The 24115-nt window shown below is 56.7% G+C and carries 16 protein-coding genes; 11 read left to right on the top strand and 5 right to left on the bottom strand.

What is annotated here, in order from left to right:
* Positions 1 to 77 precede the first annotated feature (77 nt).
* Positions 78 to 4373, bottom strand: coding sequence for a CheR family methyltransferase (locus FHW37_RS26590; RefSeq protein ID WP_145641911.1), 4296 nt, complete (start codon positions 4371 to 4373; stop codon positions 78 to 80).
* A 782-nt stretch (positions 4374 to 5155) separates the two neighbouring features.
* On the opposite strand from FHW37_RS26590, the gene FHW37_RS26595 reads away from it, so the two are divergent.
* The 4 genes from FHW37_RS26595 (at position 5156) to FHW37_RS26610 (ending at position 10057) form a co-directional block, all read left to right on the top strand.
* Entirely contained in the window at positions 5156 to 5899 is a 744-nt protein-coding gene (locus tag FHW37_RS26595) for a LuxR C-terminal-related transcriptional regulator (RefSeq protein ID WP_145641870.1), read from the top strand.
* A 208-nt stretch (positions 5900 to 6107) separates the two neighbouring features.
* The gene (locus FHW37_RS26600) at positions 6108 to 7511 is read left to right on the top strand and encodes a glutamate-1-semialdehyde 2,1-aminomutase (RefSeq protein WP_145641872.1); all 1404 of its coding nucleotides are present in this window, start codon (positions 6108 to 6110) and stop codon (positions 7509 to 7511) included.
* Positions 7512 to 7626: 115 nt separating this feature from the next.
* On the top strand, positions 7627 to 8700 hold the full coding sequence (locus tag FHW37_RS26605; RefSeq protein WP_145641874.1) for an NAD-dependent epimerase/dehydratase family protein: 1074 nt from the start codon (positions 7627 to 7629) through the stop codon (positions 8698 to 8700).
* A gap of 70 nt (positions 8701 to 8770) precedes the next feature.
* Entirely contained in the window at positions 8771 to 10057 is a 1287-nt protein-coding gene (locus tag FHW37_RS26610; protein ID WP_246690927.1) for a DUF4910 domain-containing protein, read from the top strand.
* On the opposite strand, the gene rfbC is transcribed toward FHW37_RS26610, so the two are convergent.
* Positions 10031 to 10594 (bottom strand): dTDP-4-dehydrorhamnose 3,5-epimerase, encoded by a 564-nt coding sequence (gene rfbC / locus FHW37_RS26615; RefSeq protein ID WP_145641878.1) that lies wholly within the window; start codon positions 10592 to 10594, stop codon positions 10031 to 10033. The two genes, FHW37_RS26610 and rfbC, sit on opposite strands and share 27 nt — an antisense overlap.
* 300 nt (positions 10595 to 10894) lie before the next feature.
* On the opposite strand from rfbC, the gene FHW37_RS26620 reads away from it, so the two are divergent.
* The 7 genes from FHW37_RS26620 (at position 10895) to FHW37_RS26650 (ending at position 18435) form a co-directional block, all read left to right on the top strand.
* Positions 10895 to 12187, top strand: coding sequence for a class I SAM-dependent methyltransferase (locus tag FHW37_RS26620; RefSeq protein WP_145641880.1), 1293 nt, complete (start codon positions 10895 to 10897; stop codon positions 12185 to 12187).
* On the top strand, positions 12184 to 12996 hold the full coding sequence (locus FHW37_RS26625) for a sugar phosphate nucleotidyltransferase (RefSeq protein ID WP_145641882.1): 813 nt from the start codon (positions 12184 to 12186) through the stop codon (positions 12994 to 12996). Before FHW37_RS26620 ends, FHW37_RS26625 begins: the two co-directional genes overlap by 4 nt.
* Positions 12993 to 13646, top strand: a complete 654-nt coding sequence (locus tag FHW37_RS26630) for a PIG-L deacetylase family protein (RefSeq protein ID WP_186458410.1) — start codon at positions 12993 to 12995, stop codon at positions 13644 to 13646. The genes FHW37_RS26625 and FHW37_RS26630 overlap by 4 nt, the downstream gene beginning before the upstream one ends.
* A gap of 85 nt (positions 13647 to 13731) precedes the next feature.
* Positions 13732 to 14433, top strand: a complete 702-nt coding sequence (locus FHW37_RS26635) for a helix-turn-helix transcriptional regulator (RefSeq protein ID WP_145641884.1) — start codon at positions 13732 to 13734, stop codon at positions 14431 to 14433.
* Between the two features lie 99 nt (positions 14434 to 14532).
* Positions 14533 to 16737 carry a GumC family protein gene (locus tag FHW37_RS26640; RefSeq protein WP_246690920.1) on the top strand — a complete coding sequence of 735 codons (2205 nt, stop codon included), beginning with the start codon at positions 14533 to 14535 and terminating at the stop codon, positions 16735 to 16737.
* 2 nt (positions 16738 to 16739) lie between these two features.
* Complete coding sequence (locus FHW37_RS26645) at positions 16740 to 18005, top strand: polysaccharide biosynthesis/export family protein (RefSeq protein WP_246690921.1); 1266 nt, start codon at positions 16740 to 16742, stop codon at positions 18003 to 18005.
* 79 nt (positions 18006 to 18084) lie between these two features.
* Positions 18085 to 18435, top strand: coding sequence for a hypothetical protein (locus tag FHW37_RS26650; protein WP_246690922.1), 351 nt, complete (start codon positions 18085 to 18087; stop codon positions 18433 to 18435).
* A 285-nt stretch (positions 18436 to 18720) separates the two neighbouring features.
* Here the strand turns inward: FHW37_RS26650 and FHW37_RS26655 are convergent, their stop codons facing one another.
* The 3 genes from FHW37_RS26655 to gmd all read right to left on the bottom strand — a co-directional run bounded on the left by FHW37_RS26655 (position 18721) and on the right by gmd (position 23453).
* Positions 18721 to 21162, bottom strand: coding sequence for a glycosyl hydrolase family 28-related protein (locus FHW37_RS26655; RefSeq protein ID WP_145641886.1), 2442 nt, complete (start codon positions 21160 to 21162; stop codon positions 18721 to 18723).
* 268 nt (positions 21163 to 21430) lie between these two features.
* On the bottom strand, positions 21431 to 22402 hold the full coding sequence (locus FHW37_RS26660) for a GDP-L-fucose synthase family protein (protein ID WP_145641888.1): 972 nt from the start codon (positions 22400 to 22402) through the stop codon (positions 21431 to 21433).
* Positions 22386 to 23453 carry a GDP-mannose 4,6-dehydratase gene (gmd, locus tag FHW37_RS26665; protein ID WP_145641891.1) on the bottom strand — a complete coding sequence of 356 codons (1068 nt, stop codon included), beginning with the start codon at positions 23451 to 23453 and terminating at the stop codon, positions 22386 to 22388. The genes FHW37_RS26660 and gmd overlap by 17 nt, the downstream gene beginning before the upstream one ends.
* Positions 23454 to 24115: the final 662 nt, after the last annotated feature.

Here is a 24115-nt window from a genome sequence, read left to right on the forward strand (position 1 = left end):
TTTGCACCTTCGTTCCGGTTGTCGGGGTCACTAGTTCTTTTGAGGTACTGCCGTATGGATGCGCCGAAGAAAGAGCGCTATTTCTCGGCCGCGGCGACAAGTCGGAGCAGCATCGACAAGGAACTGGATCCTGTGCGGCGCATGATGGATGCCCGATGGTTTTCCACGGTGCGCTGACTGAGCTTCATTTCGGCCGCTATGATCTTGTTCGGCTCACCGGCAACGATCCGCTCGAGAATCTGGCTCTGCCTTCGGGTCAGCTGGCCAAGCTTCGCTCGCGCTGCTTCGCGTTGTTCGGACTGTTCGTTGTGGTTTCTCGATAGCTCGAATGCTCTTTCCACGCTCGTATGAATTTCTTCGGCGGAAAACGGCTTTTCGATAAAGTCCACAGCCCCACGCTTCATGGCCTCGACGGCCATGGCAACATCGCTGTGGCCGGTAATGACGATGATCGGATACGCATCGCCGCGTTCTCTCAGAACGCGCAACAATTCGAGACCGTTCATGCCCGGCAGGTATGCGTCTATAAGCAAGCAGCTCCGCCGCTCGGAACTGTATCGTGAGAGATAATCTTCTGCCGAGATATAGGACGCGACGGACCAGCCGGTACCATTGAACAAGGTTTGAACGTTGTCCCTCACGCCTTTGTCGTCGTCGATGATTTCAATAAGGCGCCCGGAGTCCGGGTCAGCTTTTATAGCAGGCTCAACCTTCCGGATTTCCGTCTCCTGCCGATAGCCCAGCAGGTCGTGAATGGCGCCGATGACCTCACGAAGCTTGGCAGGCTTATTGATGTGAGGGATCTTTTTCTGCGCGTATTTTCGCAGCGCGTTGCTTGAGATGTCTCCCGTCAGAATGAGCGCCGGTATCTGCCGCCCGACGATGCCGCGAATTTCCTCGATTGTCTCAAGTCCACTCAACCCCTGCGACAGATTGTAGTCCGCAAGGATAACGTCGGGCACAAAATTCGCGTCACGAATGATCTCAATCGCTCCCACGGCACTTCCCGTAGCGACGACGATATGGCCGATCTGCTCAAGCCCGATCCTGAGGAGCTCTCGCATCCCGTCTTCGTCTTCGATGACCAGTATGGAAGCGGCAGGTACGTCGTTGCTATTGTCGACCTGTCGGCTGGGTGCCGGAACCGTGACCAGAGCTTCGCCGGCAACCGCGCGTTCGATATCGATCGAGAATACCGATCCTTTTCTTGCTTGCGAACGGACCGATACGTTGAGGTCGAGCAGGTCGCTGAGCCGCTTCACGATCGATAGACCCAGCCCAAGCCCTTGTCCGCCGCTTCCCGGCGGCACATCCAGCCGGTGATACTCTTTGAAGACGTCAGCGATCTGGTTCTCGGGAATGCCTATGCCCGTATCCCAGACCTCGATCCGGAGCTTGCCGCCACGACGCCGGCATCCCAGGAGGATTTTTCCGGTGGGCGTATATTTGAGCGCATTTGAAAGGAGATTGCGAACGATCTGCTCGAGAAGTCGCGGATCGGTGTGGACCGCCAGACCGGAACGGAGCACGCGCAGATCAAGCCCCTTGGCGCTCGCCTGATAGGAGAACTCCTCCAGCAGCCGCACGAGGATAGCGTCGATGGAAAAGCTTTCCGACTTTACCTGCACCATCCCCGCCTCGATCTGATTGATGTCGAGCACGGTGTTGAGGATGCCCGACATGGAAGCGAGTGTTTCTCCCATTCGCTTGACAAATATGCGCGATTGACCGTCTTCGACACTTTTCTCCAGCAATCCCTGCAGAAGCTTCAGCGTCTGCAGCGGTTGACGCAGATCGTGGCTTGCGGCGGCCAGGAAATGCGACTTGGCTTCGGTAGCGTGCTCGGCGGACTTCTTGGCAGTCTCCCGGTCTTCCGAAATCTGCCTTTGAGCGCTCATGTCAATAAAGGTTATGACGACCCCTTCGGTACTCCCCTGCTCCGTCCGGAACGGCTTGATCCGGCGAATGTACCAGCGCCCGTCCCGGGCAGCGACTTCCTTGTCGATCAGATCTCCCATCTTGAGCGCCGCGACCGCGTCTGACCGCAGATCGGGGTCAACCATCAGCATGCTGAGATCCGAAAACGGCCTGCCGACATCCGAAGGAATGACATTGAAAAGCAAACGGGTGGCAGGTGTGAAGAAGCGGATATTGAGCGCCCGATCCAGAAACAGCGTGGGCACGTCCGTGCTGTAGAGAACGTTTTCCAGATCGTTGGAAATCGCTCTTTGGCGCTCCAAGGTCTCATGGAGCTGATTGTTGAGGGCGGTCAGCTCCTCATTGAGCGACTGCAGTTCTTCCTTGGATGTGACGAGCTCTTCATTCGTCGACTGATATTCTTCGTTGAGCGACAGGGCTTCGGCGGTGATTATCTTTTGCTCTTCGCTGGCGATCTCCAGATTGCGTATGGCGCCCTCCAACTCAGCGCGTGTCTCGTCAAGCTCATGCTCGAGCTCGGATACGCGCGTGACTTCGGGATGGCTTCCGCGCGGCCGCGCTATTTTGCGGCCCGCGGCGGTTTCCTCCACGAAGCAGATCAGGAAAAGCTCTTCCCCCTGGTTGGAAAGCAACTCCACATGGATGCCGAACTGAAGCTTGGCGCCATTGATATCGGCTTTTGCACCGTTGACGACAAACGTCTTCTGGTCCTGACCGGCGCGAAAGATTGCCGACCTGATCTTGTTGCGAAGCGACTTCGGAATGATAGCGAAAAGATCGAGCGAGGCAGGACCAGGAGCGATCTGCAGAAACTTCTCCGTCGGCCCGATCGAATAGAGATATTCGTACCGGCGGTTGATGAGAATTGCGGCAGGCACATAGCGACCGAGCAGGGCGTGAGAGACAAGCTCGGACAGGATATTCTGCCTCGATGCCGCACCTACCCTGCTTGCCGTGTTCGGCAGCCTGACGGCGTCGCCAGAGGCCAGATTGAACCGGAACTCTGCCGATCCCCGATGCCCCACCCTGCGATAGACACGCTCGGATTTCGAGATGAGTTTGAACCGGTCGTCCATCCGGCCGACTGTTTCAGACCGTCCGATCAGCAGGATACCGCTCTCCCGCAGGGCAAAGCTGAAAAGGGCGAGGACCTTGGCTTGCGCTTCCGTCTCAAGATAGATCAGAAGGTTGCGGCAGGACACTAGGTCAATTCGCGAAAAAGGCGGATCGCTGAGCACGTTTTGGACCGTGAATATCACGCTCCCACGTACCTGCGGAGTGACCGAGTAGCCGGTTTCGCTTCGTGTGAAATACGATTGAAGCAAGTCGGAAGGGATCGCATCGGTTGAGGCCAGGGAATAATGACCTTCTCTCGCAACAGCGACGGCTTCGGCATCGGCATCAGACGCAAAAATCTGCAGCTTGATGCCATATCCCATGGCGTTGATGCGATCCAGAAAAAGCACGGCCAGCGAATACGCTTCTTCGCCGGTGCTGCAGCCCGCAACCCAAATTCGGACAGTATCGCCCTGCATTTTGTTGAGCAGGATTTCCGGAATGATCTTTTCGCGGAGGAAATCAAACACCTTCGGATCACGAAAGAAGCCTGTGACGTTGATCAGCAGATCTCTTGCGAGGTTCTGTCTTTCTTCCTCGCTGTTCCGAAGGATGGCGATATACTGCTCTATCTCCCCTTCCGGAATATCGAGCATGGCAAGACGCTTTTCGATACGACGCTGAAGGGTTCCATACTTGTAGGAAGAGAAGTCATTCGGCGTGGAGCTCTTCAGCAATTCGATGATTTCGGGAAGATGCGCTGTCGTGACCACCGGGCGAGGATTGGCCGGCAGTCTACCGAATTCCTGCTGGTAGTTGATAATCGCATCGGCAATGCTTGCGACCGGCAGCACATCCGAATTGACCGCCTGCGAAATTGCACTGCGCGGCATGCCGTCGAACTCCGCCTCATTCGGATCCTGGATCAGGACGAGCCCACCTGTCTCCTTGATCGTGCCGATCGCCCCTGAGCCGTCCGCGCCGCTTCCTGAAAGAACGACCGAAATCGCCAGCGCGCCATATTCCTTCGCCATGGAACTCAGCAGAAAATCAAAAGGCAGCCTCGCCCCGTGACGCTCCCGCAAATGTGTGAGACGAATATTCCCCGCCTCGACGGACATGAAATACCCTGGTGGAATGACGTACATATGCTCAGGCTCGATGCCGACGCCATCGACCGCCTGGACCACTGTCAGATGCGTGTCGCCCGAAAGCAACTCGACCAGCATGCTTTCATGAACAGGGTCCAGATGCTGCACCAGCAGGAAGGCGCATCCCGTCTTTGCGGGCAGCGCCTTGAGCAGTGCCCTGACCGCATTGAGACCTCCCGAAGAGGCGCCGATCCCCACTATCTTGAATTCGACCTTCGAACCTGACATGCCTTCACGCCACTGTTGTGCCGGATTTTCGCCAGGCAAGCTGCATTTTCGGTAGCACGGCAGTGACCTGCCTCGCTCGTTTCGTTCTAACGCGCTGCCATGCAGGAGCAGTTGAATTTTTCCCTCGAACAACTGCCGCGAACTGAGGTAACTAAGTCTCTTGCTGACAGATATCAACGATTTAGTAGAAGCTTAAGGCTTATCGGGAAATTCAGCCACCACGACGCTGATTTTTTAGGCATGCCAGCCCTAAAGAAAACCAAACGCAGCAGCCTGGATTGCGCTCCCTGGAACGCAAAAACTTTCTGCACGAACGGCCGCAGGTTCATAGCGTCACAAGGTACCGTGAAAAAATTCCGCTGATTATATATTCCTTAGGCGTAGGCAATTCCCGCAGGGAACGCTCAACCCAGCATTTGGCTTACTTTTGCGCGAGTTTTTACCTAATAAAGGCTATTTTCAACCCAACGGCCGTCTTACTTAGTTATTTAATTATACGAATGGTTAGGTATTTTCCGACGCTTTCGCCGTTGTATTACTCTGCTGTAATGTCTCACTATCGGAATTGGCATATGAATGACCGCAACTGAATCTCGTTACATTCACTGAATGCTAAGCTTAACGTCATTACTGGCTACATCATTGCTTTTTCGTATAAAGCAATCCCTCAAAATATTTAGGTGTCTTATCCATCTACTCGACTGTCATATAAGCTATTTCGCCAAAAGGCGAAACAGGGGAAATATGCAGCCATTTGGCGAATCGAAGAACAGAGGGCTGACATGTCGATTGAAATCTCCACCTACAGTCGAGAACATAGCTATTCCAGACTTGTTCCGATACCCAACTCACGCTTGACGGATGTCGTCGGCACGGATCCGTCTCTGCGCAAACTCGCAATCATCGATGATCGCGCCCTGGATCGAGAATGCCTGGCTCAAAGCCTGATCACGCATGGGCTGGACATGGATGTGGAACTATTTCCCTCCTTCGAAAGCTGGCGACAAACCTCGGACTTCTTACACTCGGGTCTTTTGATCAACATCGGGAAAAACGACTTCCTAGACAACGCTTTCATGCATGATCTGAAAAAGCTAATCTCGGAATTCCCCAACCTGCCCGTCGTCATCCTTGCCGAGAACCCCGATATCCGACAGGTAGTTCGGGCCTTCGAAGTGGGTGTACAGGGTTACATTTCCTCTGCGGTAGGGCTCACGGTTTGCGTTGGTGCCATTTCGCTTGCCTTGGCCGGCGGCGCGTTCATCTCGGCCGAAGACCTGAACGATCTGCGGCAGCTTCTGCTCGTGGCGGAAAAGAAGGAGCGTCAAAGGGCTTCCCTATTCACTCAGAGAGAAGCCGACGTGATCGATGCCCTGACGCAGGGCAAGCCGAACAAGATCATTGCCTACGAGCTTAACCTGCGCGAAAGCACGGTCAAGGTCCATATCCGCAATATCATGAAAAAGCTGAATGCAAGAAACCGGACCGAGGTCATCTTCAAGATGTCCGACCTTTTCAAGCAATGAGGCTTGCCCATCGCAGCGTCAGATTGCCTAGGCATTTTGTGCCAATGTCATTAGGGCCGGGTCGGAAGCGTTACAGGCTTGACCTGCAATTGCGCGGATAATTTCAGCTAAGCCTTTCGGTCAAACGCTCGCAACATAAGGCTGAGTAAAGGCATACGAGGCAATGCGGTACAATTCTCGCGTTCAACGGATTGCAGGAGGCTGAGCGATGGGAAATCTAATTCAGAATTTTGAACAATCGGACCGTCTGCGTCGACGAGCGGCGCAGATCATCCCTGGCGGGGCTCACACCTACGCCAAGGGCGATGACCAGTATCCCCTGCTATCGCCCGGCTTTATCGCCAGCGGTTATGGTTGCCACGTCTGGGATGTCGATGGAAACCAATATATCGAATACGGAATGGGCAACCGGGCAGTGGGCCTCGGGCATGCCTATGCCCATGTCACGGCGGCGGCAAGGGCCGAGCTGGATCGCGGCTGCAATTTTGTCCGGCCCTCGCGGATCGAAGTGGACTGCGCCTCGACATTCCTCGAAACGATCGAGGGCGCAGAAATGGTCAAGTTCTGCAAGAACGGCTCGGATGCCGTTTCGGCTGCTATAAGGCTTGCGAGAGCGGTAACCGGACGTGACCTCGTCGCACGCTGCAGTGACCACCCTTTTTTCTCGACCGACGACTGGTTTATCGGCACGACTGAGATGAATGCGGGTATTCCGCAAGCGATCCAAGACCTGACGGTGGGTTTCACCTACAACGATATCGAGAGCGCCAAGGCATTGCTGAAGCGCCACCCCAGCAGGATTGCCGCTTTCATTCTTGAGCCATCGCGTGGTGAAAAGCCGAGAGACCACTTCCTCCACAAGCTTCGCAAGTTATGCCACGAGAATGGAGCCCTGTTTATCCTCGACGAGATGATCACGGGGTTTCGGTGGCATACTGGTGGCGCCCAGAAAGCCTATGATATCGTCCCGGACCTGTCCTGTTTCGGCAAGGCGCTCGGCAACGGCTTCTCGATTTCGGCCCTTGCCGGAAAACGGGAGTTCATGGAATTGGGCGGCATCGAGCAGACCGCACAACCGCGCGTTTTCCTGCTCTCGACCACCCATGGCGCAGAAACCCATGCCATGGCGGCGGCCATAGCGACGATGCACGTCTATCAGCACGAGCCGGTCATCACGCATCTTGCACACCAGGGCAATATGCTGAGGGCCTCAATTAACCAGATCACCGCGGCGCACGGCGTCGAGCTGCATTTCGGCGTCCAGGGACATTCCGCCTGCCTCAGCTATTTCACACTCGATGAAAATGGAATGCCATCACAGGCCTTCCGCTCTCTTTTCCTTCAGGAAACGATACGCCGGGGCCTGCTCGCGCCCTCGATGGTGGTGAGCTACACCCACCAGGACGAGGATATCGCAAAGACGCTCGATGCGGTCGATGGCGCACTGAAAATCTATCGAAGGGCACTGGAGGACGGCGTCGAAAACTACCTCGTGGGCAGGCCGTCCGAAGTCGTCTTCCGCCGCTTCAATTATTCGACGCCTCAATCAGTCATTCACCATGTGCCGGAGGACAAATCCGCGGGCTTTCCCAGCTTCATCCAAAAGAACTAGCGGCTCCCACGCCATAGACATTTCGCATGCCGCCGGACGCCGCTTTGCCGCATCCGGCAAAGGCATCCGGAATGTTAGGTTCTTCTCCATCGAAATCGAACCGAGGGTGAAGACGATGAAGGTCTTGGTAACGGGGCATCGTGGATATATCGGCTCTGTCATGGTGCCCATCCTTCGCAGGGCAGGACATGAAGTCCACGGTTATGACAGCGAGTTCTATCATCGCTGCACCTATCTTCCCGGCGGGCAGTTACCCAGGGCGCCCGGCGTCTGCAAGGATGTCCGCGACATCACGCGTGCCGATCTGGAGGGTTTCGATGCCGTCATCCATCTCGCTGCCCTTTCGAACGATCCGCTGAGCAATCTCAATCACGACATCACCTACGAGATCAATTATCGCGGCAGTGTGCGGGTCGCCACAGCAGCCAAGGCGGCCGGCGTCAAACGCTTCCTGTTCGCATCCTCCTGCAGCAATTACGGCGCATCCGGCGAAGAGCTGGTCGATGAAACCGCAGAGCTCAATCCCGTCTCGGCCTATGGAATTTCGAAAGTGCTTGCCGAGCGGGAAATTGCCGGCCTCGCGGATGCAAATTTCTGCCCGGTCTATATACGCCCGGCGACAGCTTACGGCTTATCGCCGATGCTGCGCTTCGACATCGTTCTCAACAACCTCACCGCCTGGGCGGTGACGGAGGGGCTTATCCTGCTCAAGTCCGACGGCACCCCGTGGCGGCCGATCGTCCATATCGAGGATATATCGCGCGCCTTTCTGGCAGCGCTCGAAGCGCCAACGGACGCTGTGCACAACCAGGCTTTCAATGTCGGCCAGAACGAACACAACTATCGCATCCGTGAGATTGCGGAGATTGTCGCGATGACGGTGCCCGGCTGTCGGCTGCAATATGCCAGCGACGCTGGCCCGGATACGCGCTCATACCGGGTCGATTTCGGCAAGATCCACAAAACGCTTCCCGCTTTCAAACCGACATGGACGGCGGCCGCAGGCGCGCAGCAACTCTACGACGCCTATGTCAGTGCAGCCTTGACCCTCGCTGAGTTCGAAGGTCCGTATTATCAGCGGATCGGCCAGCTGCGAAAACTGATGGGCGATCGCGAGATCGACGAAAATCTCCGGCGTCCATTCCCTGCTTTCCGCGGTGGTGACTCCGCAATCCCGGTCCAGGCCTGAATGTGAGATGCCGATGCCCGTTTTGGAAAAGCAGTTCAATCCGCCCGGCATCTCCGAACGGCCCCACGACATGGGGCATGCAATATATGCGCTGGCCTGCCGCATATTTCCCATTTGCCGCAGCATTACCGGCAAAGGCGTACGCGATACGATCGACATTCTGAAGGATTATATCAATATCGATCGCCATGACGTTCCAAGCGGCACGCGTGTTTTCGACTGGACGATCCCGGACGAATGGATCGTCCGCGACGCCTACGTCCTGGATCCGCAAGGCCAGAAGATAGTCGATTTCAAGACATCCAATCTTCATCTGATGAATTACAGCATCCCCGTGCAGCGGGTCATGCCGCTCGCGGAACTCAAGGGCCATATTCATACATTGCCAGCCCAGCCCGACCTCATTCCCTACAAGACTGCATATTATACGGATACCTGGGGGATCTGCATGCCCTATCGGGATTTTCTGGCGCTCCCGGAGGGCGATTACGAGGTGGTGATCGATACCGAGAAGAGGCCTGGCCACCTGCACTATGGGGAATATCTTCATCACGGCTCAAGCCAGAAGGAAGTACTGCTTTACGCCCATATTTGTCATCCGTCGCTCGCCAACGACAATTGCTCGGGACTTGCGTTGTTGACCTGCCTTGCGGCCTTCATGCGGTCCACGCAAACCTTTTATAGCTATCGCTTCATCTTCGCGCCCGGAACGATCGGCTCGCTGGCCTGGCTGTCCAGAAACGAATACCGGCTTTCACGCATCGCCCACGGTCTCGTCCTGTCCTGCGTCGGAGACGGCGGCGATGTGAACTACAAGCGAAGCCGCCGCCACAGCGCCCTGATTGATCGAATTGCCGCCAGCACGCGTTGCGGTGAAGATCAGCAACGTCTGAAGGTCGCCGACTTTAGCCCCTATGGATATGACGAGCGTCAGTTCTGCTCGCCCGGCTTCGATCTACCGGTCGGCCTGTTGCAGCGAAGCGCGTTCGGCACGTTTCCGGAATACCATACATCGGCAGACAATCTCGATTTCATCCGACCCGAGCATCTTGGTACGTCCTTCCGCATGATCAAGGATATGATCGATGCGTTGGAGGGAAACTGGACGCCGCTGAATATATCGCCGAAGGGCGAACCGCAGCTTGGCAAATATGGCCTCTTTCCCGCCATTGGTGGACACAAGAAGAACAGCGAGCGCACCATGGCCTATCTCTGGGTCCTCAACCTCGCCGACGGATGCCAGTCCCTTCTCGATATTGCGGAGAGATCGAAACTGGCGTTCAAGGAGATTGCCGCAGCAGCGGCAGAGTTGCAGGAAGCGCGCCTGATTCTAAACCTCGGCTTCCTCAACCGCTAGGTCCACTAAGCCTCGCCATGCCGGCCACGCCATGTCCTTGTCGGACATTACGGAAGGTCTCGCCGGCCAGTCGATCCCGATCGCGGCATCGTCGTACCGGATGCCAGACGAGCTGTTCGGCACATAGGGAGCCGAGATCACGTATGAAACGGCCACGTCATCGACGAGCGACTGGAAACCGTGCGCAAAACCCTCCGGAATATAGAATTGCCGACCATTGTCCGCGGAGAGCGTTGTTCCGACCCATTCGAGATAGGTCGGGGATCCCGGACGTAAATCTACCGCGACATCCCATATCACTCCCCTGACGCAGGATACGAGCTTCGCTTCCTGGTGCGGCGGCACCTGGAAGTGAAGGCCCCGAAGAGTGTGCCTGAGCAGAGACACTGACAAGCTGTGCTGAACGAAGTGCGTGGACAGTCCCAGAGCTCCAAACTCCTCGCTACAGAATGTGCGGCCGAACGAGCCCCGCGCATCGTGAAACCTCTCAGGATCGACAATCCAAAGGCCATCGATCTTTGTATACTGGAACAACATCGCCACCTTCCCCGGGAGCGTCGTGATGCGGCTCCTTCTACGGAATTGTGCGACGTATGGGCCAGATCGAAAACACCTTAATAGGTTGCATCCGAAAGCAGATATCCGCTTTTGATCTATCGAAATTGTTCCCAATATGTCGATTTATCACACAAAATCCTGTATTTACCTCCCGTTCTACTTCTTATGGATGAGGTTCCGGCGCGGATGATGGGCTCGCGAACACCTTGGTTTCGTTGTAGATTGAATTCTAATCAACAAGGGCGACATTTACTCAATTTTACAATCAGGGGGTGCATCATGAATGGCGAAATCAGCATTTCGTTGGCGAAGAACCATGCACAGAATGTAGCAGTCTGCCGGCTTTGCAGCGAGCCGCTCCAGCATACTTTTGTCGATCTGGGCATGTCGCCGCCCTGCGAAAGTTTTGTCCCGGCCTCGGCGGTGAACAGCGTGGAGGAGTATTATCCCCTTCATGCCTTCGTCTGCAGCGAATGCCTTCTGGTCCAGCTGCAGGAATATGTCACGCCTGAAAACATATTCCAGGAATATGCTTATTTCTCGTCCTATTCGGACAGCTGGGTTGCGCATGCCAAACGCTATTGCGATCAGGCAGCCGAGCGCTTCAACCTGGGATCCGAAAGCTTTGTCGTCGAAGTCGCCAGCAATGACGGCTACCTCCTCCAGCATTTCCTTGAAAAGGATATTCCGATCCTCGGCATCGAGCCTGCGATCAATGTCGCCAAGGTGGCCGTGGAGAAAGGTATCCCGACGCTTACGGATTTCTTCTGCACGACATTGGCGAGCGAAATGGCCGCCGAGGGCAAGCAGGCTGACCTGATTATCGGCAACAACGTTCTTGCGCAGGTGCCCGACCTCAACGATTTCGTTGCCGGCATGAAGCTGCTGCTGAAAAGCGCCGGTGTCATCACCCTCGAATTTCCGCATATCGAGAAGCTCATCGCGGAAAACCAGTTCGATACGATCTATCACGAACACTTCTCCTATTTCTCCCTTCTGACCATCGAGATCATGGCGGAACGGAACGGGTTGATGGTGTTCGACGTCGAGGAACTTCCGACCCATGGCGGTTCGCTGCGGGTCTATCTGACCCACGAAAACGGTCCGTGGCAGCGTGAGCCGAGGGTCGATACCCTGCTCGAGCGGGAACGCCAGGCAGGCCTCGATTCCATCGATACCTATACCGCCTTTGCCGAAGCGACCCGGCAGACGAAGCGCAATCTTCTGTCCTTCCTGATCCGCCTCAAGGAGATGCGCAAGTCGATATGCGCCTATGGCGCTCCCGGCAAAGGCAATACGCTTTTGAACTATTGCGGCATCGGCACCGATTTCATCGACTTCGCCGTCGATCGTAATCCCTACAAGCACGGCCGCTTCACGCCCGGCATGCATATCCCGATCATGCCGATCGACGAGATCGTGCGGGCCAAGCCGGACTATGTGCTGATCCTGCCCTGGAACCTGAAGGGCGAGATCGTCGAGCAGATGAGTTCGATCGGCGAATGGGGCGGCAAGTTCGTGGTCCCGATCCCGGATGTTTCCATCATCGATCCAAGGGAGCGTGCGTTATGAAGGTCGTTCTGTTTTGTGGCGGCAGAGGCACGCGCATCCGGGAATATTCCGAAAGCATTCCCAAGCCTCTCATCCCGCTCGGCGGCCAACCGATCATGCGCCATGTGATGCAGTATTACGCCAGTTTCGGGCATGACGATTTCGTTCTGTGCCTAGGATACAAGGCAAACGCGATCAAGGATTTCTTCCTCAACAGCCGCCCCGAAAGTTATGGCGACTGCGTCATATCCGGCTCCGGCCGGATTGAAATGCTGGAGGAATTGCCGCATGACTGGCGCGTTGCGCTGATCGATACGGGTATCTGGCGCAATATCGGCGAACGCCTCTGGGCGGTCCGCCATCACGTCAAGGGCGAAAGAATGTTTCTCGCCAATTACAGCGACGGCCTGACCGATGTCGATCTGGACGACATGATCGAACGGTTTGAACAGAGCGACAAGCTTGCCTGCTTTCTCGCGGTCAAACCGCCACTGACCTATCATCTCGCCGATATCGACGACGACGGGCGCGTTAAGGAATTCCGGTCGTCCGAAAATTCGCCGATGCGCATCAATGGCGGCTTTTTCCTGATGCGCGCCGAGATTTTCGACTACATGCGCGAGGGCGAGGAGCTTGTGCTCGAGCCCTTTGCAAGGCTGATCGCAGAGAACAAGCTGATGGCGTATAAATATGACGGCTTCTGGCGGTCGATGGATACGCTTCGCGACTGGCAAACGCTCGAAGCCATGGTGGAGCGTGGCGACACGCCCTGGATGAACAGAACGATCGCCGCGGAAAAGTGGCTCTCGTCCCCGGCGAGGCTTCCATGAGGAAGATATCCTTGGCAGCTGCCGGCGATCGCCTTTCCGTGCTGTGCCTCGGCGCCCATTCGGACGACATCGAGATCGGCGCCGGCGGCACCATCCTCAGCCTTCTGGCTGAAGGCGTGTTGCTTGATGTCCACTGGTGCGTGCTGAGCGCCGGAAACGAGCGGGCGACGGAAGCCAGGCATTCCGCTGATGCCTTTCTGTCGGCGGCCGCGTCCTACTCGGTCGAGCTCGCCTCGTTCCAGGACAGCTACTTTCCGGCGCAAAGCCGGGAAATCAAATCTTGGCTTCTTGGATTGCGCGAGAAGATCGATCCGGATGTGATCTTCACCCACAGCCGCGAGGACGCCCACCAGGATCATAAAGAAATCAACAAATTGACGACCAATGTGTTCAGAAACCACCTGATCCTGGAATACGAGATTCCAAAATGGGACGGGGACTTCTCGGAGCGAAATACTTACATGCCACTGAGCGAGGCCGCTCTGGACCGGAAGGTCGCTCTGCTGCTGCAACATTTCGGCAGCCAGCGTTCCAAGGACTGGTTCGATGCAGAAACCTTTCGTGGGCTGGCCCGCCTAAGGGGAATGGAATGCCGTGCGCCGGGCCGCTTTGCCGAGGCGTTTACGGTTAGGAAGCTGATGTTTGCCTGAACCGGGCGAAAAGCGCCCCCGCAGTCTCGTGAAATTGACTGGGCCTGAGGAAAGTTTCTGTCTTGTAGCTGGGGAGGAATTGCCGATGACTGACGAAAAGAATGCCGGTTCTATGGCTGACATCAGCCACCCTTTCCACGCCGATGGGGGATACGTCGCGCTGATTGACCGCCGAATTCTGGAGCGGGAATGCTTGGCGCATAGCCTGAAATTCCATCGTGTCGGCTGGCGTGTCCTAACATTTTCCAATGTCAACGAATGGAGCGATGCAGCAGGTGTACTTGGCATACCTTCGGCCGTGGTTTTCAACACTGGAAACTACGCCAAGGCTGAGGTCATAGACAGGATTGCAGAGGTGACCAGCGTCATGGCGCCCAGTTCCGTTGTCGTTCTTTCGGACAATCAGGACATCAATACCGTCCTCGATGTCATTGCGCTGGGCGTGAAAGGTTACATACCGAGCTCGGTCAGCATCGATATCTGCATCCATGCAATCAGCCTTGCGATCGCTGGGGGACGATTTATTCCGGCAAGCAGCCTTATGGGCCTTCGGGAACTGCTGGGCGTGACAGCGCAGAACCGGCCGACCTCGATGACATTTACCAATCGGCAGTCAGCTATTGCCGAAGCCTTGCGGTGCGGCAAAGCGAACAAGGACATCGCCAACGAGATGAACCTTTGCGAGAGCACGATCAAGGTGCACGTCCGCAACATAATGCGGAAACTCGGGGCAACCAATCGAACAGAGGTCGCATGCAAGATGGGCGACATGATTTGCGGCCATTGACCTGCATCACGATCCGCAACGATCACTCGCCGTGCTTTCATTCCTTGTTTTGACACATGCCTTTCTCCCGAACCCTGAATTTTCTTTCGAGAGAAAGACATGCGTCAGCCTCGAAATTCGAGCAATTTCGCATCGCTTTTATTGGGAATTCCAATGATCCACTCATCGTCAACACATGGCGAGCAGGAGGGTATTCCTCGTCTCATTTCCATCATTCGGGAAAGGAGGAGAGCCATCCTTCTTTGTATGGTCGCCAGCTTCGCAACCGCGGCTGTCGGCTACGCCCGTAGTCCGACACGGTATACGTCGGAAGCAATACTTGCGCTGGACGTGCGCAAGCTGCAGGCGTTGCCGACAGAATCCGTCGTTTCGCCACTGCCGCAGGAAAGCCCTGTGCTTCGCACCGAACTGGACATTATCGGCTCCCAGTCCATGGCGGAGCGAGTCCTGGCAAGCCTGCAAAATGGCAATCCCGGCAGCGGCCCGCAAAGCAAGTACAACCGACCGCGCGATACCGGGATGCTGAGTCGTGGCGATGCTCAGACGTCGAAAATGGTAAAGGAGCTGATGACCAACGTTCGTGTCATGAACGATGGTCGCTCCTACACGATCTACATCGCCTATTCCGCCGGTGATCCCGCTTATGCGGCAAAAGTCGCCAACGCGTTCGGCGAGGCCTATATAGACTATCAGATAGACCTGCAGACGACGGCAACGCGCCGTGTGAGCGACTGGCTGGGCGAACGCCTCGTCAATCTGCGGACGAAGCTGGAAGAATCGGAACGTCAGGCGCAGGAATTCCGCGAAAAATCCGGATTGGTCGATACCGGCGGAATTCCGCTCCTGTCGCAACGCCTGTCCGGCCTGAATACCGAACTGACCATGTTGCAAACCAAGCTGGCGGGCGCAAATGCCCGCCTCGCAACAGCTCTGGAAGTTCAACGAAGCGGCGATGGCCTGGGCCTGACCGAAGTGCTGTCTTCGCCGGCTATTCAGCTCCTGCGTGCCGAACAGGCACGGGTGGTCCGCGCCATCGGGGAAATTGACGAAAGTGGCGCGCGCATGAACCCGCAACTGCCACAACTTCAATCGCAACTTGCCTCCCTGAGACGGCAGGTCGGGCAGGAGATTTCACAGATCGTCGCCAGCCTGCGCAACGAGATAGAGGTGAACGACAAGCAGCAACGCGAGGTCGAGACCAATTTCAATACCGTGCAACGCGCCATAACGGACACCAATACGGCGGTCGTTCAGTCCGCCCAGCTCGATCGTGAAGCTGCGGCGAACCGGTCAATCTACGAAACTTACCTTGCCCGTTACAAGCAGACCATCGAGCAGGACGGCATTGCGACTGCCGAGGCGAGAATAATTTCGCGCGCCATGCCGAGCACCAGACCGGCCAGCCCCGACAAAAGCCTGTGGGTTCTGATGGCCATCATCCTCGGCTGCGGCACAGGACTTGGCGTAGCATTGATCCTGCACATGACGGATGGCTCCGTAGGATCGATTACGGCACTCCAGCAGAAGACCGGCCTCGCCGTGATCGGAAAAATACCGCGTATTCCGGCGGCGGAATTCCGCAACAGCCCGGAAATGTTCAGCGGCGGCGCCGCAGACTTCTACAGCGCCTTCGCGGACTTGCAAACATACATACAACTCGAACAGGACAAAGCCCGCGTCATCGCTTTTACATCTTCCACGGACCGGGAGGGCAAAACGTTCGTGGTCGCGAACCTCGCCAGGTCCTTGGCTTTGAGCGGGGTCAAGCTCATCGTCATCGACGCCAATCTCAGAAACCCTGCCCTCGGCATGGAGTTCGAAGTCCTGTCTTCCTGGCACCTCGCGCGGGCGATCGCCCAGGAAATTACGTTCGACGAACTGATCCAGCGCGACGAAAGCTGCTCGCTGGACGTGATCGTGGCGCAGGCAGACGAATCTCCGCCGAATCTCGTGCTCGGTAACAAGCGCTTTGCCACACTCATGTCCGAGCTCAGGCAGCGATATGAGCTGGTCCTGATCGATGCGCCGTCGGTTTCCTACGATCTCGACCTGCTTCGGATCGCGACGTTTTCAGACACGACCGTCCTTGTCGTCAGGCAGGAGATTGCCAATAGTATCGGCATCCAGAACGCCGTCATGAAGCTGCACACGGCCGGAAAGCATATTACCGGCATGGTTCTCAACGGCGTGCGGCGCCAGAAGCGACGCCATCGCTTCCACTGGCTGCGCGTCTTTAGGAAGAGCACGGCGAGACGATCCACGGCCCTGCCCCATCCCTCCCTCGCCCGACAGAGCGTGAGCTGACCATGCCCCGCATTGAAAATCGCCGTTCAGCCCTTGTCAGTGTCGCGATGGCGGTTGCGCTTGCTTTTGTCCTTCTCGCATCGTCCATGCCCGCATCTGCATCGAAAATGCCGTCCTACACTGTCGGTGCGGGAGATGTGCTGATGATCACCGTTTATGGCGATGCCGGCCTGACGGGCCTTTTCCCGGTCAGCGCAGAAGGCGTGATCGGCTACCCCCTGCTCGGCAATGTCGACGTCGCGGGCAAGACGGTCGATGAAATCGGTGCGCAGATAAGCCGTGATCTCGCCGATCACGTGCCCAACCGGTCCGTGGCGGTCGCCATCAAGGAATATGCGCCGATCTTCATCGTCGGCGACGTGCAAAAGCCGGGACGATACGAATATCGCCCCGGAATGATCGTGCTTGAACTGTTTGCGCTGAGCGGCGGGCTGCGGGAACCGACGGCGCGCACCGACATGTCGTCGATCCAGCTTATTTCGGCACAGCAGGAATATGAGGACATGTCTCTCCAGCTTCTGTCGCAGGATGTCAGGCGCGTGCGGCTGGAGGCGGAACGCAACAACGTCGCATTCGAATACAACAGCAACGGCCCAGGGCTCGTGCGGGATGCGACGACACTCGAAAAGATCGTTGAATCGGAAAAGAGCCTTTACAAGCTGCGCCTTTCGGTCCTGCAGGATGAAAGGACCAATCTCGAGGTGCAGAAACAGAACTTCGTTCAGGAGATCGATACGCTCCAAAAAAGCAATGTCATGCGTAATGAGCAGTTTCAGCTGCTTGGCCTCGACGTAAATGCCTCCGAGGAGCTGGTTTCGCGTGGCGCGGCTTCGCAGTCGGCTCTGAGAGAGCGCAAGAGAGAGTTGCTGGCCATGAACCAGCAATTGCTGGAATCCACCTCTTTCCTTGCCAGAGCCCGGCAAAACAAAAACGAGGTCGAGAGGCGCATCTTGGAGCTTGAAAACAAGCGCAACAACGATGCCGCCACGGAACTGCGGGAGATCGAGCTGGATATGGTTCGCCTTCGCAGGAAGATGACCTTCAGCCTGCAGACGATGGCTGAGATCGGCGCGACATCACGACGGGTGACGAGCCTTGAGCAGATGATCCAGACGAAATTCTCGATCGTTCGGCAGCTTTCGGGCGAGTATGGCGAAACCGACGCCGGCGAACAGACGCCCATCAGGGCAGGCGACGTCATTCGCGTCAGCCTGATCGCATCCGGCCCTGCGGAAAGCAGCGCGAACAGGACCGCAAAGGCCAACTGAACTTTTCATCGGCGGCCACTGCAAAAAGACGTCGAGCCGCATCGGCTTTCAATCGACCATAAACTTCGTGGAGATGGAGATGGGATCCACTTTTGCTCCTGTAAGATACCGCACGATCGGCCGTGACGCAGTCATCCTCATGGGCGGCGGCAAAGGCTGCCGGCCGGTTCAGGTCACCCAGGATGCCTTGACCGATATCCAGTCGCCGCCTCGATGCGACACCGACCGCCTTTCGCAATATCTCGAAGTCTTCGCTCAGATTGCCGAGAAGAAGATCGAGGCAGGGGAGTTCGCATTCGACGGACGCATCTGGATCACCGGCAACGACGTTCGCGCCTGGCGATGCAACCGTCTGGAAACAGATCCCATCGATCAGGATGCAGAACGGCGCCCGGGTCTGTCAGGAAAATTCCAGCCTACCCTGGGGTAAACGGATCGAGGATTACGGTTGATTGAACGCCGATCGAGGAGATCTGGCCGACACGGAACGGCGGATCGCCCGCAGCTGGTGAAGGCCGCAAGCAATCCGCGCAGTCCCCTCGTATGAGACGCAAGCCACTATACTCTGTACCGGAACAGCAACATCCTGATTGCCATGGCTTTTGTGGTCACCCTGAACCGGTGCGACTCCCTGGTCAATCAGCGGAAAATACTCAATCCAGAAAGACCTATTCGCTGCGATCTCCGGAACCCGAGGGGGCTTTGCCCGCTTCCCTCAATCCACCTCACGCAAAGTTAACGGCCCCTCATTGCCGGTCGAAAAACCGGTCCATTGGGAGCCTATGTTCACCCAGGTATTGTCGGCGTGCAAGCTGAGAAAACCCTCGCTGCCGTCGAAACTCGCGGAGCCGCGGTCAAATTCATTGTCGTGCAATATGGTATTGATCCGCCTGGGCCGCTCATGCGGCGCTTCCTTGAACCTGCCGTTATGCGTCCACATGAGCTTGTAGCCATCGACGAAGCCGTAACGCAGGCCGGTAAAGCGGTTAGCGTCGAACACCGTGCCGTTATAGTCGGATCCCAAATGATCCCAGCTTTCGTATTCCACGCCGATATAGGCAATATCTTCGAACACGTTTCGGCGGTAGATATTGCCCAGACCACCCCAGATGCCCGCCACGCCTGAATCCGCGAACGTCGTTCCGACATAAAGGCCGCTATTGCTGTGGCTGACGTGATTGTTGGAATATTGCAGGAAATACGGGCTCAACCCTTCTGACGAGGCGAGCGCAACCGTCATCATTCCATGACGCATGCGGGAAATGGTGTTGCTGTCCACCACCAAGTCGTAGACGTTGCCGTAAAGCAGAATGCCGGTGGAATCGGAATCGTGCCGACTGTAGCTTTCCCTGCCCTCGAACGTGTTGCGATAGATCGCAACACGCGAAGCGGTCGCCGCCAGAGCGAACCGGCTCGTGCGATCCGGGATCACCCGCCATGCGCTTTCCAACATAGCGGTGGCGCCATTGACGGACACGACGTGACGTTGTTGGCCGGCCCCTCGCCCGCCGACGATGACGAGATCGCGGCCACTTGCCACCGGCTGTCCCCAATCTGCGAGCCGAAAGGTAACGGTGTCTTCAGTCGCGCTGACGAAATCGTTCTTCAGCCGGCTTCCGACGATCTCAAAACAGATCTGTTCGCCCTTGTTGCAATCGACCTTGTCGCAGTCATGGGGCGCGGCATTACGCGAGACATTTCCTTCCCAATACAGGTTCCGCATGCTGCCGAAATGCGCCTGGCCGACAAAAAACCGGCCAATGCCGTGGCCGTCGTCCCGGCTTTCATCGGCATTTGTGAGCTCGTTGCCGATCATCGCAAAATCCCGGCCACCCCAGAGTGCGACGACGGACTCGCCATATCCCGTCATGCGAAATCGGTTTTTAGACATGAAGATCTGCCGACTCGCACCGTAGAAAGATCCATTCTCGATCAGCTCTGACGCCTCGATGAAGAGGCCCGAGACATCCTGGGCGTCAAGCGCCGGAGAACCCCAGGCATCGAGCCGCACGGATTCGAGCCGGATCTCCTTCGCAAAAGAAAGGTTGACGAGAGGCTTGTCCCTGGACCTGCGATCTCCGGTCAGGGTGAGTTTACGAAAACCGACATTGTCGACCGGGCTGACGATCATGCTGTTGTCGATGACCTGTCCAAGACGGATTTCGGTTTCTTCCATCCCGTCGCCGGCCCAGGTGACATTCGCCGGCGCGTGAAGCGTCGCCATGATCCGGTACTTGCCCGCTGGAAAATAGATCGTGGCGGGCGCCGATGTGGCAGCCGCTTCAAGCGCCTGTTCGACCGCACGCGTATCGTCGGCGTTGCCATCTCCGCGCGCGCCGAAATGCCTGACATCGATGATCCGCTTGTCCTGCCCATGCCAGGGGGATTGCGCAAGTATATCGAGCGATAACGGACCGCTCCAGCCATAGCGACCGCCATGGCCATTATGTATCCAGACTTCATAAGTGGCGGACGGCAGGTCCGGTATTTCGAACTCCACCCTGAAAGGATTGACGGACCTTGGAGTGAGATACCACCCCGCGCCTCCGGCCGGCTTGAGGTAGATATGGGATTGGGTCGTACCATTCGAGCGCGCGAGATTGCGGCCATAAACCGAAATGACGGTGCCGGGTGCTGCCTTTTCCGGCCCGACCCACCACGCTTCCGTTCGATTGATGGCGACGGCAGGCCCCTGCAGCGAACCTCGCTGCGGCCAGATCAGGTACATGGACCATGGTGGCAAGGTCGTCGGCAATAGAACGGTTGCAGCGGTCTTATCCGCCGTAAGCGGCTTTACGGTCGTCAAATTGCCCTGATGCGCATCCGCCGGCTGGGAGAAGATCTGAAATACGGATTTCTGATCCAGGCCTATCCCGGTCATCGAAATGACCTCGTTCCGGTCCGCGGTCCTGGAGATCTCGGCGATCGCCGGCATCGTCACCCCGAGCGCGTGTGCCGGAGGATTGAAGGCATCGACATCCGCGGGCAAAGCGGGTTCGGGAAAAGGAACGGGCAGTCCGAAATCCTGCGGACTGCTCTCGGCATTCGCCACAGAGAGGTTCGCCGGTGTCTGCCAATCCCCTGAAACCGATTGGGAAAACTGGAAAGCCACCACCGCAAGCAGAACCAGTAAAACGGACGATACCGGAAACCTCATAGTCTCGGCTTCCCAGGCATGCCGTTGGCCGGCAAAGGGGCTCCAGCCGATAGTTTCTTGCGAATGTCGCTTCCGATCACATTCGCTGTGGGTTGCGATATGGTTTCCGAAACTGGCCGACACGGGCCTTGTGTCCCGCGCCGCATCTCCAGCCATGCATTTTCAAACCGCATATGGGTTTCAAAGGAAATGAACATAAGTGTCGCCTCCCACCAAAAACCCTCACAACCGTCCGACGGCGGGCCAACAAAGGCTCATCGCAATCGCTTCAGGCAGGCTCGTCGACCAGGCCGCGCCAGCGCGCGTAGAGATCAACTATCCCGGTTCTGAGATCGACCTTCGGCTTCCAGCCGAGGTCATTCAGAAGGGGGCAGTTGAGCAGTTTCCTCGGAGCCCCGTCAGGCTTGCCTTCATCGAACAGGATCTCGCCGCGATAACCGACGATATCCGCGACCAGATAGGCAAGATCACGGATCGAGATTTCCTGCCCGGAGCCGACATTCGTCAGCGGGAGATGCCCATGGCTTTTCATCAGGAAACAGCAGGCATCCGCCAGATCATCCACGTGCATGAATTCCCGCAGCGGATTGCCGGTTCCCCATACGACCACGGTACCGGCGCCAGACGTCTTTGCCTCGTGCATCTTTCGCACCATTGCCGGAATGACGTGAGAGCCTTGCGGATCGAAATTGTCGTTCTGCCCGTAGAGATTGGTCGGCATGACCGAGATGGAACGCATGCCGTGTTGCAACGCATAGGCCTGAGCAAGTTTCAGTGCCGCGATCTTGGCAATCGCATAAGCTTCATTCGTCGGCTCCAGAGGACCCGACAGCAGGGCACGTTCATCGATCGGCTGCGCGGCGAATTTCGGGTAGATGCAGCTGGAGCCCATCCATAGGAGTTTTTCGACCCCGATATCGGCGGCAGCCTTCATGATGTTCATGGCGATAAGAGCATTGATATAGAGAAAATCCGCAGGATAGGCCGCATTCGCCGCAATGCCACCCACCTTGGCAGCGGCAACCAGCACGACGTCCGGCCTGAATGCATTCATCCAGTCTTCGGTATCGGACTGGCGGGTCAGATCAAGGTCATGTCTGGGAACCTTCAGGATTTCGCAATCTTCCCACTCCAGCCGGCGGACCAGCGCCGAGCCGACCATGCCGTTATGGCCTGCCACCCACACACGCTTTCCCTCGAAGCCGAACGCGTCTTTTTTGGAACTAGCCGGCCAGGTCATTTCGCCCCTCCTCCCGCATGACGACACGCAGGTCACTCTCCACCATCTCCGTCACCAGATCCTTGAACGGGGTCGAATGTCGCCAATTCAGTTTCCTGCGGGCCTTCGCCGGATCTCCGAGCAGGAAATTCACCTCGGTCGGACGGAAATAGCGGGGGTCGATTGCGATGATGGGATCGCCGGTCCTGGCATCGAAGCCGATCTCATCGGCATCCCTGCCATCCCATTCTATGGTCCTGCCGACCACACAGAACGCGAGCTCGACAAACTCCCTCACCGAATGGGCCTCGCCGGTCGCGAGCACGTAGTCGTCCGGCATGTCCTGCTGCAGAATTCGCCACATGCCATCGACGTAATCCCGCGCATGCCCCCAGTCTCGCCGCGCATCGAGATTGCCGAGATGAAGCTTGCGCATCAAGCCGCGTTCGATTGCCGCGACCCCGCGGGTGATCTTGCGCGTCACGAAGGTCTCGCCGCGCAATGGGCTTTCATGGTTGAACAGAATGCCGTTCGAGGCATGGAAACCGTAGGCCTCCCGGTAGTTTACCGTCATCCAATAGGCATAGAGCTTCGCCGCCGCATAGGGGCTGCGAGGATAGAAGGGCGTACCCTCATGCTGGGCGACTGCCCCCATCCCTCCAAAAAGCTCCGAGGTCGATGCCTGATAGAACCGGCAACGATCCCCCAGCTTGAGTATCCGCAGGGCTTCCAGCAATCGTAGTGTACCAAGTGCATCGGAATTGGCCGTATATTCCGGCGTTTCGAAACTGACCTGCACATGGCTTTGTGCCCCGAGATTATAGATCTCGTCCGGTTGCACTTCCTGTATCACCCGGCACAGGTTCGTGGCATCCGTCAGGTCGCCGAAATGCAGCCTGAAACGGACATCATCCGCAAGCGGATCCTGATAAAGATGATCGACACGGCCGGTATTGAAGGAAGAAGAACGCCTCTTCAAACCATGGACCATATACCCCTTAGCAAGCAGTAATTCGCTGAGATATGCTCCGTCCTGACCGGTCACACCAATAATTAATGCCGTCTTTTCCATCGTCCGCCGCACCTCGAATATTCTCCGGATACGGCCGCCAACGGTTGCCGATGATGAACTGTAGAAGCGCGAGGATTTGCGGGCAACCTCCCAATAGGGAGAGTGTACGACAGCCGACAGTGGCTGTCCTACCGTTTAAGATGAACCTTTAGTAGAAATAATAGGCTTGGCTCGCCTTTAGGCTAAGATCGATTGGTTTCGCCGGCACGCGTCAGACCCAATACAAGGTCTACTACGCGGGCGATCTCGCGCGCATCCGCGCCAGGATCTATAGCAAGTATATAAGCGTCCGAAATCTTTCTCTTGAGCTAGAGTTTGCCCATCGATTAGTGGTCGCGTGACACTTGGGCAGATAGTGGGTTCCCAAACCAGCGAAGCTCGTGAGGCTCGAAGGCAGCCCCTCCTAAGTTGTCAACGCGAAACCGGCAATCCATATGGTATCCATCGTCAGGACGGTTAAGCGACGAAGATCATCTTGTCGGAGATAACTCGATCAAAAGGCTACTGTCTCGCACCGAGCCGACTGATCTTAAATGGAAGTGATCCCAAAGGTTGCGGTTCGAAGCGGTGCTCTGATCCCCAAAAACTGGATCGTTTTTAATTGGAGTTTTCCGCGCTAGATTCCCGGCTGGGAACAGGAGCGGAAGCTATGAAGGCATCGA

This window comes from Neorhizobium alkalisoli, assembly GCF_007829835.1.
In the GTDB taxonomy this organism is placed as follows: domain Bacteria; phylum Pseudomonadota; class Alphaproteobacteria; order Rhizobiales; family Rhizobiaceae; genus Neorhizobium.